Genomic DNA, 13049 nt, shown 5'->3' with positions numbered 1-13049 from the left:
GGCTCGCAGGGGCTTCGGGGCCGGTCTACTTGATCACAGTGACGGCACTCTACGTGTCGGCACCCCGCGCCGTATTCACCCTTGAGGGTGAAGGTGGATCACGTGAACGCTCGTCGGATTCCGGGCCTATGTGGACAAACTCGGTCACGGCTTCCCTGACGGCGCACTGGCTTCCGGCCGCAGGTTGTCCATGAGCCGGCCGAGGGCGAACCGGAAGCGGTCGTCCCCGGTGCCGGAGATCAGCTCCGCCGCATGACGTCGCGTGTGCGGGAACCTCTCGACGGGCAGTGCGGAGAAGCGGTCCAGCAGCTCCTCGGGGCCGAGTACCCATTCCTGGTCCTGGTGCCGGCGTCGGTGCTCGACCAGTGACCGCTCCAGGGTGTAGGCGCTGACGTAGAGGGACAGCGCGTCGCGGGCCCAGCCGGCCGTCCTCGGCTCGATGCCGGCGGTGAGCAGGATCGCCAGGATCCCTTCGCCGACCCGCAGTGTTTCCGGGTGTGTCGGCACCATGGCCAGCGCCGCGCGCGAGACCCCGGGGTACCGCAGGTACAGGTCGCGGATCTGCGTGTACACCCCGGCCAGCTGCTCGCGCCAGGAAGCGGGGTCCGGTCGGGGGAGCACCACCTCGGCGTAGAGCCTGCCGATCAGCAGGTCGTCGATGTCGCCCTTGGTGACGATGTGCGCGTACAGCGACGACGGACCCGTGCCGAGCACGGCGGCGACCCGGCGGATGGTCAGCGCGTCGTACCCCTCGGTGGCCACGACTTCCAGGGCGGCGTCGGTGATCCGGTCGACGGTGATCGGCTTCCGGCGCTGGCGGGGCTCGGTGGGCATGGCCGTCACTATAGCTTGACACGATCTTAGTTCGTTCGATAGAACTAGGATCGTCAAACGAACTAAGTTCGTTCCGATCGTCTGGAGGTAGCCGGATGCGAGTGTCCGTTGTCGGGGCCGGCCTGGGAGGGCTGGCTCTCGCGCAGGGTCTGCGTGGCGCCGGGATCGAAGCCGACGTGTTCGAGCGTGACCCGGAGATCGCGGCGCGGTTCCAGGGCTACCGGCTCGTGCTGAACCCGGCCGGTTTCCAGGCGGTGCGCGACTGCCTGCCGGCGCGCTGGCACGCGCTGCTGGACGAGATTGTCATGGAGGCCACCGCGGAGCAGCTGATCCTGGACCCGCAGCTGAACGAGATCGGCAGGCTCGGCGCGGGCCGGACCGGCCTCGTGGTCGACCGGCAGGTGCTGCGCCACCTGCTGACCACCGGCCTCACCGTGCACACCGGCGCCGCGTTGACCGGCTACGACACCCTCGCCGACGGCACCGTCCGAGCCCGGTTCGCCCGCCGCGGCCCGGCCACCGCCGACCTGCTCGTCGGGGCCGACGGCGTCAACTCCGCGGTCCGCGGCGTGCTGTCGCCGCAGACCACCCCGGCCGACACCGGCGTCCGGTTCGTCATCGGCCGCACCCCGCTGACCGGCGAGTTCGCCACCCTGGCCAAGGCCTACGGTTCGAAGATCACCGGTGACGGCGTCAGCCTGCTGCTCGGAGCGATGCGCTTCCGGACTCCGCCGAAGGAGGCCGCTGAGCACCTGGCTCCCGAAGTCACATTGCCCGACATCGGCGACTACGTGCGCTGGGCCATGATCCTGCCGCCGGACGGCTCGCCGGCCGACCTGACCGCGCAGGACGCCGTGCTGTCCCATGTGGACGGTTGGCACCCGAAGCTGCGAGCCCTGATCGAACAGGCCGACCCGGACAACAGCACGCTGCTGTCCATCCGGGTGGTCCGGCCCGGAGCGCGCTGGGCGCCCGGACCGGTCACCCTGCTCGGCGACGCGATCCACGCGACGTCCCCGACCGGCGGCAACGGCGCGAACACCGCACTGCGCGACGCCGACCTGCTGCGCCGCTGCCTCATCGAGGCGGGCGAAGGCCGCCAGGACCTGCTCGACGCGGTCGACGGCTACGAGCGGCAGATGTTCGAGTACGGCGCCGAAGCCGTGCGCAGCAGTCTCGAGAAGCTGCCCGCCTTCGTCCCTGAAGCAAGTCGCTAGGAAGGGGCCACATCAGACGCTCGTGTCGCCGAACCAGCGCCGGGCGGCGCGTTCGAAGGAGCCGCGATCGGGCACGTGCTCTCCGGTCCAGGCGACGACCCCGTCGGGGCGGACCAGGACCGCGCCGAGGCCGAGGTCGTTTTCCGCGGTGCCCGCGGCGTACCGCAGCTCGCTTTCCCAGCCCGCCGCGGAAGCACGCAGTCGCTGGTCGGAGCTGAAGTCGAGCACGGCGCCGCGGCCGTCGCGCATCAGGTCGGCGAGGTTCGTGCCGTCGTCCAGCCGGAAGTCCGGCGCGACGCGGCCGACCAGCGGCCGGTCGTCGCCGAGGTCGTGGCGGGCCGACATGCCGGAAAGCTTCTCGAACACGTAGGTCGTCCCGTTCCGGGTCCGGAGCAGGTCGCGCAGCACGCTCTGGACGGCCTGGGCGTGCGGATCCGGCCGCATCGACGCCACCTGGGCCCGCGTCCAGTCGAGCGCCCAGGCGCCGACCGGGTGGCGCTCGCGGGTGTAGGTGTCGAGCAGCCCGTCCGGGGCCTGGCCGCGCAGGGTCGCCGCGAGCTTCCAGCCCAGGTTGGCGGCGTCGCCGATGCCGGTGTTGAGCCCCTGCCCGCCGAGGGGCGAAACGATGTGCGCGGCGTCGCCGGCGAGCAGGACGCGGCCCCGCCGGTAGGTCGTCGCCTGCATCGCGCGGTCGGTGTAGCTCGAGGCGAGGTGGACCTCCGTCAGCGTCACGTCGGTGCCGGAGACGCGCCGCAGCACTTCCTGGAGGTGTTCGCGGGTGACCTCGCGCGAACGGTCGAACGCGCCGCCGTCGAAGTCCATCACGCCGATGTGCCCGTCCGCGGCCATCCGGATGTACATGCCGCGCGGCGTCGGGGTGAACCCCGGGTTCAGCTTTTCGACGTCGGGGATGGTGGCGAGGGCGACGTACCCGGTGAACTGCGGCTCGGTGCCGGTGAACTCGAAGCCCGCGAGCCGGCGCACCGCGCTGCGCCCGCCGTCACAGCCGACGGCCCAGCGTGCCGGGAACTCCCGTGCGCCGGCGCGCACGACGACGCGCCCGTCGTCCTGGGTGAGACCGTCCACGGCGACCCCGCGGCGGATCTCGACTCCGAGCTTGGCCGCCCGCTCGGACAGCACCGCTTCGACCGTGTCGAGGCTGGTCATGACGGCGTCCGGCACCGAGCCGGGCAGCCGGAACGGCAGGGCGGCGACGTCGACGTCGGCCGCGTCGAGCACGATCCCGGCGAAGTGCCCCGCGAACCGCGGCCGAGCCGGATCGTCGTCTTCGGCGGCGCCGAACGCGGGGCCGGCCTCGGTCAGCAGCGGCTCCAGCAGCCCGCGCCGGTGGAACGCCGCGACGGAAGCGGCGAACAGGCCGCGCCGCCCGAGCGGGGCCGTCCGCCACGGCGCGCCGGGCTCCGGCTCCCGCTCGAGAACCAGGACCGAGCAGCCCGCGAGGCCCAGTTCGCAGGCCAGGAACAGCCCGACGGGCCCGGCGCCCACGATCACCACGTCATGCATGAGAAATCCCCTTCCGCAGCCGGATCTCGGCGACCGGTTCAGGCTGCGGCGGGCCGCGCTCAGGGCGCGCACACGGCGCTGGCACGAGGGTGTCAAGCGCGCACAGCACTGGAGCGGCAGGATGTGATGGGGGAGTCGTGCTCGTCGGACGCTCGATCCCTTTCGGCCCGAGGATTGGACGCGCAATGGGACGCTCGTCGGTGTTCACCTTCCAGTACATCGCCATCGACACCGAGGCCGGTGTCACGCCGGAAGAGTTCGAAACCTTCGTGCGTGCCGAAGGCGTTCACCTGCCCTTGTACCCGGGGTGGCGGTGGACTCTGCTGCGCGGGTTGCGTGGCGAGCGGACCGGGCAGTACCTGATGTTGTACGAGATCGAGAGCGCCGAGCAGCGCGACCGCTACGTCACGGCCCGGGGTGAGCAGACCGAGCAGGCCCGGCTGTTCTGGGCGCAGCACCCGGAGGCGGAGGCGGTGCTGGCGCGGTGGCGGCGGCTGGGCACGTTCGCCGAGCTGCCGACGTTGTTCACCGACTACCGGCTGCTGGCCGACAACCCGCGGAGCACGGTCACGCCCGGCCCCCGCTACCGCGACCGCCCGGGGGAGGAGCCCGTCGCCCGGGTCGTCGGGATCCACAACCTGGCGTTGCGCGCCGGCGTGACCGAGGAGATGTTCGACCGCTTCATCGCCGAGAACCACCACCGCATCGACGACTACCCGGACTGGCGGTTCCACGTGCTCAAGGGCGAGCGGGGCAACCGTCTCGACCAGTACGTGATGATGATGGAGATCGCGAGCCTGGACGCGCTGGACGTGTTCTACCCCGAGCCCGACATCGCCACCGGCGAGGCCGCGGAGTTCGCGTCCGCCCATCGTGACACCAAGCAGATGTACGAGGAGTGGAAGCAGCTGGCCTCGTTTTCCGGCTCACCGCAGATCTACACGGACTACCTCGCCGTCGCGGAGAACCCGGCGTAGTTCCGCACGCCCGGGATCAGGTGGTGATCTCGGCGCCGGTGGTGATGTAACGCAGTGGTTCGTGCCACTGACTGTTACTTCAGGGCCGATCATCCGGCGTACGGAGGACTTCGTGGTAGCGGGCTGGCTGGGATGGGACTGGGGCAACGTGCCGGCCTGGACCGGTACCGTGTTGACGAGCGGTTCGCTGGCGACGGCGGCCTTGGCTTATCGGCCGGCGAGGGCTCGGAGCGTCGGTTGTTGATCGCCAACCACAGCGACCTCGCTGTCTATTCTCTCACGATCAAGCCATTCGAGGCTGAGGTCATCACCCTGACGAAGCTCGAGCCCGGTCAAGTCGACGAACGCGCCCTTCCTGGCTACGATCGGGCGATTCTCGGACCTGCTCGGAGTCAATGTCGCGGTTTTGACATTTGATTCGGGAGACCGAAAATGGCGGCTCAGGAGGAATCGGCAACGTCCTGACGACTTCATGGGTATAAGTATCTACGAAACCATAAATGCGTTGAGCAGGGTGCTTCGCCGATGGCGCCAGAAGCGCGACGCCAAAACTGCCAACTCCGAGGGCGTGGTCGTCGTTGATGAGGTTGAAGCCGGTGTACAGCAGGAGCTCGCCGGCGAGCAGGGCGAGGTCGGCGGCGTCGACCGGGCAGATCCGCCGTCGTCCGACCACGGGCGGCAGGCGCAGTAGCTGGGGAGTCGGAGTCGGCCTCACCTGTGGCACCGCCGACATCGCGGGGCTGCCCAGCGCGAGACGACCCTGCAGGGCTGAGGTCGCCGCATAGAGCTCACCGTCGCGGATCACCTTCGCCGGCTCGACACTGAGCTCGCGGTCTCTGCCGGTGGTTGCCGCAGGCGGCGGGGCGTCCGCGCAGCCGGCAGCCACCCGAGTGAGCGACCTTCGAGGCGTGGGAACCCGTCCGGTGCCCGTTCGCCGCAAGCCTGAGTACCAGCCCTGGCTTATATAAGGCAGATGTGGCACGATCCGGGTCGTGCAGGCGTTCGACATCCTCGGTGACCCGGTGCGCCGGCGCATTCTCGAGCTGCTCGCCGATGGTGAGCAGACCTCGGGCGCGATCACGGAGGTGATCCGGGCCGAGTTCGCGCTGTCGCAGCCGGCTGTCTCCCAGCATCTGCGCGTTCTGCGTGAGAGCGGATTCGCGTCGGTCCGGGCTGAGGGGGCTCGCCGGTTCTACGCCGTCGATCCCTCGCCGCTGAGGGAGGTTGACGTGTGGTTGGACCGGTTTCGCGGGTTCTGGGACCAGCGGCTCGATGCCCTGGGAACCGAGCTGGCCCGCGGCAGACGCGCATCCCGGACCTCGGGTGCCGGCGAGAAAGGACCATGACATGAAGGACGTGCTCGACGAACTGGCCGCTGCCCGCCGGGCGATGGGCAAAACGACCCTGCCCGCCGGCGACGCGTACACCATCGAGCTGCGGCGTCGCTACGACGCGCCGGTCGACGACGTGTGGGACGCCATCACCGACCCCGAGCGACTGGGTCGCTGGTTGAAGCCGGTCACCGGGGACCTGCGGCTCGGCGGGTCGTTCGTGCTGGACGGCGGTGAGCACGGCGAAATCCTCCGGTGCGACCCGCCGCGGCGGCTGCGGGTGTCCTGGCTCTTCGGACCGGACGCCGACGAGTGGCCGGGTACGAGCGAGGTCGAGGTACGCCTGTCCCCGGGCCCGGCCGGGGACACCGAGCTCGAACTGGTCCATGCGGCAGCCGTCGGGGAGCCCCTGTTCCCCACCTACGGCCCCGGTGCCGGCGGTGTGGGCTGGGACCTGCATCTCCTCACCCTGGCCCGGTTCCTGGCCGACGGCGGGACCCTGGACCACGAGGAGTTCCGGACCTTGCCCGAGGGGCGCGAGTTCGTTCGGCGCAGCGCCGCGGCATGGGGCGAAGCGCACCTGGCCGCCGGCGGCGATCCGGATCACGTGGCGGCCGCGGTAGCCGCCACCACCGCGTTCTACGCGCCTGAGGGGAACGCGCGATGAAGTACACCACCTCGATCGAGATCGCCCTGCCCCGCGAGAAGGTGGTCCAGCTGGTCGCCGACCCGGCGCACCTGCCGAAGTGGCTGCCCGGCCTGGTCCTGCACGAGCCGGTGAAGGGGGTGCACGGCCAGGTCGGCACCATCTCGCGAGTCGTGTTTCAAACGGGGAAGCGGAGGATGGAGGCCACCGAGACCATCACGCGCCTGGAGCCCGCAGACCTGCACGCGGTTCCCAGTTCGGTCGTGGTGCACTACGACCGCGAGATCGTCGGCGAGGGGATGTGGCAGGCCCAGCGCGACCGGATCATCGACGCCGGTCCGGGCACGACGCTGTGGGAGAGCGAAAGCGAGTTCCGGTTCGACGGGTTGCCGATGCGGCTGATGGGGCGTCTGATGCCCGGCGTCTTCCGGAAGCAGTCGCGGCAGCACATGCAGGACTTCAAGGCGTTCGCCGAGCAGGGGACGGACGTCCGCCAAGGGACGAACTGATCTGTCACTCGGTCGAGAGCACCTGAAGCGCGCGATCGCCCACGACGTAGGCCTTTCCGCTTCTGCTGAAGGCGACCTCGCTGACTGTCAATGCGGCGGGAACGCTCCCCACGACGGCGTTCGTGGTCAAGTCGGCGACCTGCAACGGACCGCCGGTGATGTAGAGGTACCGGCCGTCGGGCGTCGCGCCGAGGAACTCGATCCGGCCGCCGACGTCGATGGACCCGACCGCGGTGAGCGTTGAGGTATCCACGACCGTGACCACGTTGGTGAGGATGTCGGGGAGATAGGCGCGTGCGCCGTCGGGAGACAGGACGACGTGTCGCCGGTCGCCGGTCAACTCGACCCTCTTCGTCACGACCCGGGTCCCGGTGTCGATCACCGAAAGCGCGACAGGAGCCGGGGCGCTGCCCGCGCTCTGCGCCGGCTGGCCGCCTTCGAGCGTGTACAAGGTTCGTCCGTCCGGGCTGACCGCCAGGCCTCTCAGGGATGGCCGCGGGGCGCCGGTCGAGATGGTGGTGACGACCGTGTGGCTCGTGGTGTCGACCACCTGGACAGCACCCGAGCTTCCGCCGTTTCCGGGACCGACCAGGTAAGCGAGGCGGCCGTCCTGGGACATGGTGATGGTGTCGCCGCCGTCGATCGGCACGGTGGTCAGCGCGCGGGCCGACCGCGGGTCGAACACCAGCATCCGGAACTCGGAACCGGTGAAGTAGCTCAGGTAACCCACCCGTCCGTCCGGGCTGACCGCCAGGCTCCGGGCCTCCAGCCGACCGCCGCCCGAGACGGACCCGACGACGACATCCCGGTTCGTGTCGATGATGGCGACACCCGTCGCCAGAGCGACACAGACGCGGTCGACCATCGGGGCCGCGACGAGGAAGTTGCCCGGCATGGAGGGGAGCGGGATTTGCGCCACCGGCTTCGGGAGGCGGAGACCAGGCAGTGGCGCCGGGTCGCTGCCTGCCGAGCAAGCACTGGTCGCCAGTGTGCCCAGGGCGGCCAGGTGCAGCAGATGACGCCGACTCATCCGGGCGCTCCCCACAGGCTCCACATGGCGCAGTCTAGCTGGACTCATCGGAGTACCCGGCAGATCGATGACCGTGTCACGACCACGCGTTGACGACTCGAGTCCGGTGTTCACACCTTGCTCGCGACCACCAGGTAGTTCTCGGCCTCGAGATCGAACGTGCTCAGTTCCCTCTGGAGTCCGGCCCGCTGCAGCTCGGCTTCGAGTTCCTCGTACCGGTAGGGCCAGCAGGACAGCAGTTCCGAGCGGACAAGAACCGACCCGGTCGCATCAACTTGCGCGATCGCGATCTCGATGTGGTGCTCGTCCTCCCAATGCGGCGCGATCTCCCAGCGGTAAACCACGACGGCATCGCGACCGTTCCGGCGGACGAGCCGGTCTCCGATGTCCAGCCGGGAACCTCTGGCCCGCACGAGTTCCCAAGTGCGGGATGTGAGTACCAAGCGCCCGCCGGGGCGCAGAAGTCGTGACATCGACTCCAGAGCAGCACCTCGGCCTGTCGCGCCCGCGGCATGGTGGAGCGAGTTGCCGACGCAGAACACCATGTCGAACGTGTTGTCCTGGAAATGTTCGGGCAACTCTTCCCAGTTCGCCCGCGCGGCCCGAACGGAGGCCCCGAACTCCTCGGACAACTTTGCGGTCCGACGAACCATCGCCTCGCTGGCGTCGGTTGCGACGACCTGCAGGCCACGACCGGCGAGGCCGACCGCCAGCTGTCCGGTTCCGCACGAACAGTCGAGGACGTGAGCGTTCGACGGCAGGAGATCGAGGACGTCGTCGAACGACGCGGCGAACTCGTCCGGAGGCAGCTTTGCCTCCGAGATGAGCCATTCGTACACCTCGGCAAGCACGTCATAGTCCGTCACGACCACTACCTCCGTCACGCGGTAGGACATCAGTCCATCAGCGGAACAAGCCGGGCACCAATGGTTTTCGCAAGGATGGCTATGACGGCAGGGTCTTCATGGTGACGTAACTGGTCACCGCGGCGACACCGGGCAGGCCGGCCAGGCGGTGGGCGTGGAAGTCCTCGTAGGCGGGCGTCGGCATCGACGTAGGCGGGCGTCGGCATCGACTTCATCGTGCACCGGCAACTCGCCCAGGGCACCGTGGTGATGAACGAACGCACCGACGTGCTGCACCGCAAGGACGGCACGGCGGTACTGCTGCCCGTGACCGGAGTCTTCGAGCTCGCGGGCGACCGGATCGCCGCCTGGCGGGACTACTTCGACCTGGCGACGCTGACCACCGCAACGGGTGAAGAACGATGAAGCTGGCGACGTTCGCCGACGCCGGGCGCACGGGCCTCGGCCGGGTCGGCGACGACGGCCGGACGCACGACCTGCGTCCGGTGGTCGGCGACCGCACGCTGCTGGAGGTCATCGACGGCTGGGATCGGCTCGGCCCCGTCATCGCCGCGGCCACCGGCCTGCCGACGCCGCGGTCACCTCGGCTGCTCGCGCCGATCCCGCACCCCCGCCGGCCCCTCTTCGCGATCGGCAAGAACTACCGCGACCACGTCCGGGAGTTCGGCCGCTCCGGCTACGACACCCCCGAACGCTCGGAAGACCTCCCGGCGGCACCGGTCGTCTTCTCGAAACTCCCGTCGTCGGTGCTCGGACCGGGCGAGGACATCGACCCCCACCTCGGCCTCACCGCCGAACTGGACTACGAAGCCGAGCTGGCCGTCATCCTCGGCCGCGGCGGCCGGCACATCACCCGCGAACAGGCCTTCGGCCACGTGTGGGGCTACACGATCGTCAACGACGTCACCGCCCGGGACCTGCAGCGGATCCACCAGCAATGGCTGCTGGCCAAGTCCCTGGACACTTTCACCCCGATGGGCCCGTGGGCGGTCACCGCCGACGAGGTCGGCGACCCGCGCCGCCTGGAGGTCTGCGCCACCGTCAACGGCGAACGCCGTCAGCGGGCACCGGTCGCGGACCTGATCTTCGACATCCCGGAGCTCATCGCGACGATCTCCGCCGGGATCACCCTCCGGCCCGGCGACATCATCTCCACCGGCACCCCCGCCGGCGTGGGCATCGGCCTCACCCCGCCACGCTTCCTGGCCCCGGGCGACGTCGTCGAGTGCACGATCACCGGCCTCGGCACCCTCCGCAACACCGTCCGGAAAGAACCCTGAAAGGCCCGCATGCGCATCGGCGACATCACCATCCATCCCCTCACCGACGGGACTTTTCGCGCGTCACCCGCCTACTTCGGCGACCACGTCCGGCCCGAAGGCCACGAACACCTCTTCCTTCCGCGCGACGGCATGGCCTGGCTGCCCATCGGCTGCTTCCTCATCCGCACCGGCGACCGCACCGTCCTCGTCGACGCCGGCCTCGGCCCCGCCTTGGACGAGGCCGGCCCGCGCCGGCTGCTCGTCGGCGGCCAGCTGCCGCTCGGACTGCGCGCCCTCGGCGTCGCCCCTGCCGACATCACCGACGTCGTCTGCACCCACCTGCACTCCGACCACTGCGGCTGGCTCTTCGACACCCACGCCGACCCGACGTTCACCCGAGCCACCATCTGGTTCGGCGCCGGCGACTGGGACCACTTCGTCGAGGGTGACGGCCACCTCGCCGGTCACATCCACCGCGGCCTCGTCACCACCCGCGAACGCGGCGACCGGGTCCGGCTCGTCAGCCAGGACACCACCGTCGCGCCCGGCATCTCCCTGATCATGGCGCCCGGTCACACCCCAGGGCACCTGTGCGTCGTCGTGTCCTCCGCCGGACAACGGGCGCTGCTGCTCGGCGACGCGGTCATCTGCCCCGTCCAGCTCGACGAACCCACGTGGCGCTCCGTGGGCGACGTCGACCCCGGCCTGGCAAGCCGCGTCCGGGACCGGCTGTTCCGCGAACTGGAGGACGAGGCGACCATCGGTGTCGGCGCTCACTTCCCCGAGCTGGAGTTCGGTCGCGTCCTCGCCGGACGGGGTCGCCGCTGGTACACGTGACCGAGCAGGCCACCCGGACACAACCGCTCCGTTCAGTCCGCGAAGGCTGCCGGAGACGAAGCCGCGGCCCGCAGGCACCGAAGCCGGCGTTACGCTCGCGACCAGGACTTCCACCCGGCAGGTCAAGGAGCGAGACGGTGGCGGACGGGGACGCGGAGCTGGCCGGCGCAGGCCGGCTGGAGGCGTTGCGGGACACCGGTTTGTCGGCTGCGCCCGATGCCGGGATGGATCGGTTCGCGCGGCTGGTGACCAGCGTGCTCGGGGTGCCGGTCGCGTTGGTGTCGCTGGTCGAACCCGGCCGTCAGGTCTTCCCGGGGATGCGCGGCCTGGCCGAGCCGTGGGCGAGCGCCCGCGAAACCCCGCTGACGCACTCGATGTGCCGGCACGTGGTGCTCTCCGGGGAACCGCTGATCCTGCCCGATGCCCGCGAGGACGAGCTGACCTGCGCGAACCTGGCGATCGAAGACTTGGGTGTCGTCGGCTACGCGGGGATGCCGCTGACCGACGTCGACGGGCACGTGCTGGGCTCGTTGTGCGCGATCGACACCCGGCCGCACGCGTGGACCGGCCGGGAGCTGCAGGACCTGGCCGACCTCGCCGCCGCCTGTGCCGCCGAACTGAGGTTGCGGATCGTGTCCCGCCATCACGAGTCGGCCCGGGCCGAGGCCCGTGAGGCGGAGGCACAGGCGGCGGAACTGGCGGAGCAGACCCGCAGCGCGCTGAGCCGGTCGCAGCTGTTGCTGCGCGCGGCCGAGGAACTGGCCGACACGACCGGGCTGGCCGACGTGCGCCGGCGGGTCCGTGACCTGGTCACCGGCGACTTCAAGCCCGCCTACGTCGGCCTGGTGCTGGTGCAGGACGGCAGGTTGCGGCGGCTGGCCGACGCCACGGACGTGATCGCGCTGGAACAGGACTTCGCCGTCTACGACCTGAACGACCCGTGGCCCAGCGCCCGCGCCGCCCGGGACAACACCACCTTGCTCATCCACGGCCCCGACGGCCTGCGCGAGGGTGGGTACAGCCCGGACACCGTCACCGAGCTCACCCGCCAGGGCCTGCATACCACGTTGTGCGTGCCGCTGCCCGGGCCCCACGCCCCGCTGGGCACCCTGATCATCGGCTGGAGCGCGCACCACGACGTCGACCTGCACGAGCGCGCGGTGGTGACCGCGCTGGCCGGCTACACCGCCCGCGCCGTGGAGCGGGCGCTGTTCGTCGACGACCGGGTCGTCGTGGCCCGGCGGCTGCAGCAGGCCATGCTCACCGACCTCCCGGCGGTCGAGGGACTCGAGCTGGCGGCGGTGTACCGCCCGGCCGCGCACAGCGAAGTCGTCGGCGGGGACTGGTACGACGCCTACCCGCTGCCCGCCGGCGCCGGCGAGGCGGCGGCGCTGGCGGTGTCGATCGGCGACATCGCCGGCCACGACACGACCGCGGCCACCCTGATGGGGCAGTGGCGGAGCATGTTGCGCCAAGCCGACGTCGACCACCCGGGCGCCGGTCCCGCGGAGATCGTCACCGCCCTCGAACGCGGCAACGAGGCGCTCGGCATCGACGCCGCCGGCACGCTTGTCCACGGCCACCTCCGGCCGGTCCCCGGCGGCGCTTGGGAGCTGGCCTGGACCACGGCCGGGCACCCTCGGCCGTTGGTGCGGTTCCCGGACGGCACGGTGCGGGAACTCGCCGAGGCGGATCGGATGGTCGCTGTCGGGCTGCACGCTCGGTCGCGCACCACGCACCAGCTGGTCTTGGCGCCGGGTTCGGCACTGCTGCTCTACACCGACGGTCTCGTCGACCAGCCCGGCCAAGACGCCGATGCCCGCGTCGTGGAGGCGACCCGATTGCTGGCGGTGCACGGAACCCGGCCGCTCCCGGAACTGCTGGCCGAGCTCGCCGACCAGTTGGCCGGCCCGGCCCCGGACGACGACGTTGCCCTCCTCGCGGTCCGGATTCCCGCCGAAGGCGCGTAACGAGAGCCCGAACCGACTGCTTTTCGCTGACCGTCAGCCGGGTGTG

14 protein-coding genes are annotated in these 13049 nt (G+C 70.5%); 9 read left to right on the top strand and 5 right to left on the bottom strand.

Annotated elements, in window-relative coordinates; all coding sequences use genetic code 11:
* Window positions 1-144 precede the first annotated feature (144 nt).
* A complete protein-coding gene (locus tag ACZ63E_RS17335; RefSeq protein WP_465336986.1) occupies window positions 145-834 on the bottom strand; it encodes a TetR/AcrR family transcriptional regulator in 690 nt (229 codons plus the stop codon).
* Window positions 835-929: 95 nt separating this feature from the next.
* Here ACZ63E_RS17335 and ACZ63E_RS17330 point away from each other — a divergent pair, with 95 nt between their 5' ends.
* The gene (locus ACZ63E_RS17330) at window positions 930-2051 is read left to right on the top strand and encodes an FAD-dependent oxidoreductase (RefSeq protein ID WP_465336985.1); all 1122 of its coding nucleotides are present in this window, start codon (window positions 930-932) and stop codon (window positions 2049-2051) included.
* Between the two features lie 12 nt (window positions 2052-2063).
* On the opposite strand, the gene ACZ63E_RS17325 is transcribed toward ACZ63E_RS17330, so the two are convergent.
* On the bottom strand, window positions 2064-3575 hold the full coding sequence (locus ACZ63E_RS17325; RefSeq protein ID WP_465336984.1) for an FAD-dependent oxidoreductase: 1512 nt from the start codon (window positions 3573-3575) through the stop codon (window positions 2064-2066).
* Window positions 3576-3760: 185 nt separating this feature from the next.
* Here ACZ63E_RS17325 and ACZ63E_RS17320 point away from each other — a divergent pair, with 185 nt between their 5' ends.
* On the top strand, window positions 3761-4552 hold the full coding sequence (locus ACZ63E_RS17320; RefSeq protein ID WP_465336983.1) for a hypothetical protein: 792 nt from the start codon (window positions 3761-3763) through the stop codon (window positions 4550-4552).
* A gap of 307 nt (window positions 4553-4859) precedes the next feature.
* On the opposite strand, the gene ACZ63E_RS17315 is transcribed toward ACZ63E_RS17320, so the two are convergent.
* Window positions 4860-5438, bottom strand: a complete 579-nt coding sequence (locus ACZ63E_RS17315) for a hypothetical protein (RefSeq protein WP_465336982.1) — start codon at window positions 5436-5438, stop codon at window positions 4860-4862.
* 106 nt (window positions 5439-5544) lie between these two features.
* Here ACZ63E_RS17315 and ACZ63E_RS17310 point away from each other — a divergent pair, with 106 nt between their 5' ends.
* The 3 genes from ACZ63E_RS17310 to ACZ63E_RS17300 are packed head-to-tail and all read left to right on the top strand — an operon-like array spanning window position 5545 to window position 7038.
* Window positions 5545-5898 carry an ArsR/SmtB family transcription factor gene (locus ACZ63E_RS17310; RefSeq protein WP_465336981.1) on the top strand — a complete coding sequence of 118 codons (354 nt, stop codon included), beginning with the start codon at window positions 5545-5547 and terminating at the stop codon, window positions 5896-5898.
* A 1-nt stretch (window position 5899) separates the two neighbouring features.
* Window positions 5900-6550, top strand: a complete 651-nt coding sequence (locus ACZ63E_RS17305; RefSeq protein WP_465336980.1) for an SRPBCC family protein — start codon at window positions 5900-5902, stop codon at window positions 6548-6550.
* Window positions 6547-7038 (top strand): SRPBCC family protein, encoded by a 492-nt coding sequence (locus tag ACZ63E_RS17300; RefSeq protein ID WP_465336979.1) that lies wholly within the window; start codon window positions 6547-6549, stop codon window positions 7036-7038. The genes ACZ63E_RS17305 and ACZ63E_RS17300 overlap by 4 nt, the downstream gene beginning before the upstream one ends.
* Window positions 7039-7042: 4 nt before the next feature.
* Here ACZ63E_RS17300 and ACZ63E_RS17295 read toward each other — a convergent pair whose 3' ends face one another.
* Together ACZ63E_RS17295 and ACZ63E_RS17290 are read right to left on the bottom strand one after the other, a co-directional pair.
* The gene (locus ACZ63E_RS17295) at window positions 7043-8182 is read right to left on the bottom strand and encodes a YncE family protein (RefSeq protein ID WP_465336978.1); all 1140 of its coding nucleotides are present in this window, start codon (window positions 8180-8182) and stop codon (window positions 7043-7045) included.
* Window positions 8179-8934 (bottom strand): class I SAM-dependent methyltransferase, encoded by a 756-nt coding sequence (locus tag ACZ63E_RS17290; protein WP_465336977.1) that lies wholly within the window; start codon window positions 8932-8934, stop codon window positions 8179-8181. The genes ACZ63E_RS17295 and ACZ63E_RS17290 overlap by 4 nt, the downstream gene beginning before the upstream one ends.
* A gap of 204 nt (window positions 8935-9138) precedes the next feature.
* On the opposite strand from ACZ63E_RS17290, the gene ACZ63E_RS17285 reads away from it, so the two are divergent.
* The 4 genes from ACZ63E_RS17285 to ACZ63E_RS17270 all read left to right on the top strand — a co-directional run bounded on the left by ACZ63E_RS17285 (window position 9139) and on the right by ACZ63E_RS17270 (window position 13003).
* Window positions 9139-9339 (top strand): limonene-1,2-epoxide hydrolase family protein, encoded by a 201-nt coding sequence (locus tag ACZ63E_RS17285; protein ID WP_465337468.1) that lies wholly within the window; start codon window positions 9139-9141, stop codon window positions 9337-9339.
* Window positions 9336-10214, top strand: a complete 879-nt coding sequence (locus tag ACZ63E_RS17280; RefSeq protein WP_465336976.1) for a fumarylacetoacetate hydrolase family protein — start codon at window positions 9336-9338, stop codon at window positions 10212-10214. The genes ACZ63E_RS17285 and ACZ63E_RS17280 overlap by 4 nt, the downstream gene beginning before the upstream one ends.
* 9 nt (window positions 10215-10223) lie before the next feature.
* A complete protein-coding gene (locus ACZ63E_RS17275) occupies window positions 10224-11033 on the top strand; it encodes an MBL fold metallo-hydrolase (RefSeq protein WP_465336974.1) in 810 nt (269 codons plus the stop codon).
* 137 nt (window positions 11034-11170) lie between these two features.
* The gene (locus tag ACZ63E_RS17270; protein WP_465336973.1) at window positions 11171-13003 is read left to right on the top strand and encodes a GAF domain-containing SpoIIE family protein phosphatase; all 1833 of its coding nucleotides are present in this window, start codon (window positions 11171-11173) and stop codon (window positions 13001-13003) included.
* Window positions 13004-13049: the final 46 nt, after the last annotated feature.

This window comes from Amycolatopsis sp. NPDC104819, from assembly GCF_055583145.1.
Note: the sequence above shows the minus strand (reverse complement) of the source record. Positions and strands in the feature narration are given on the sequence as shown.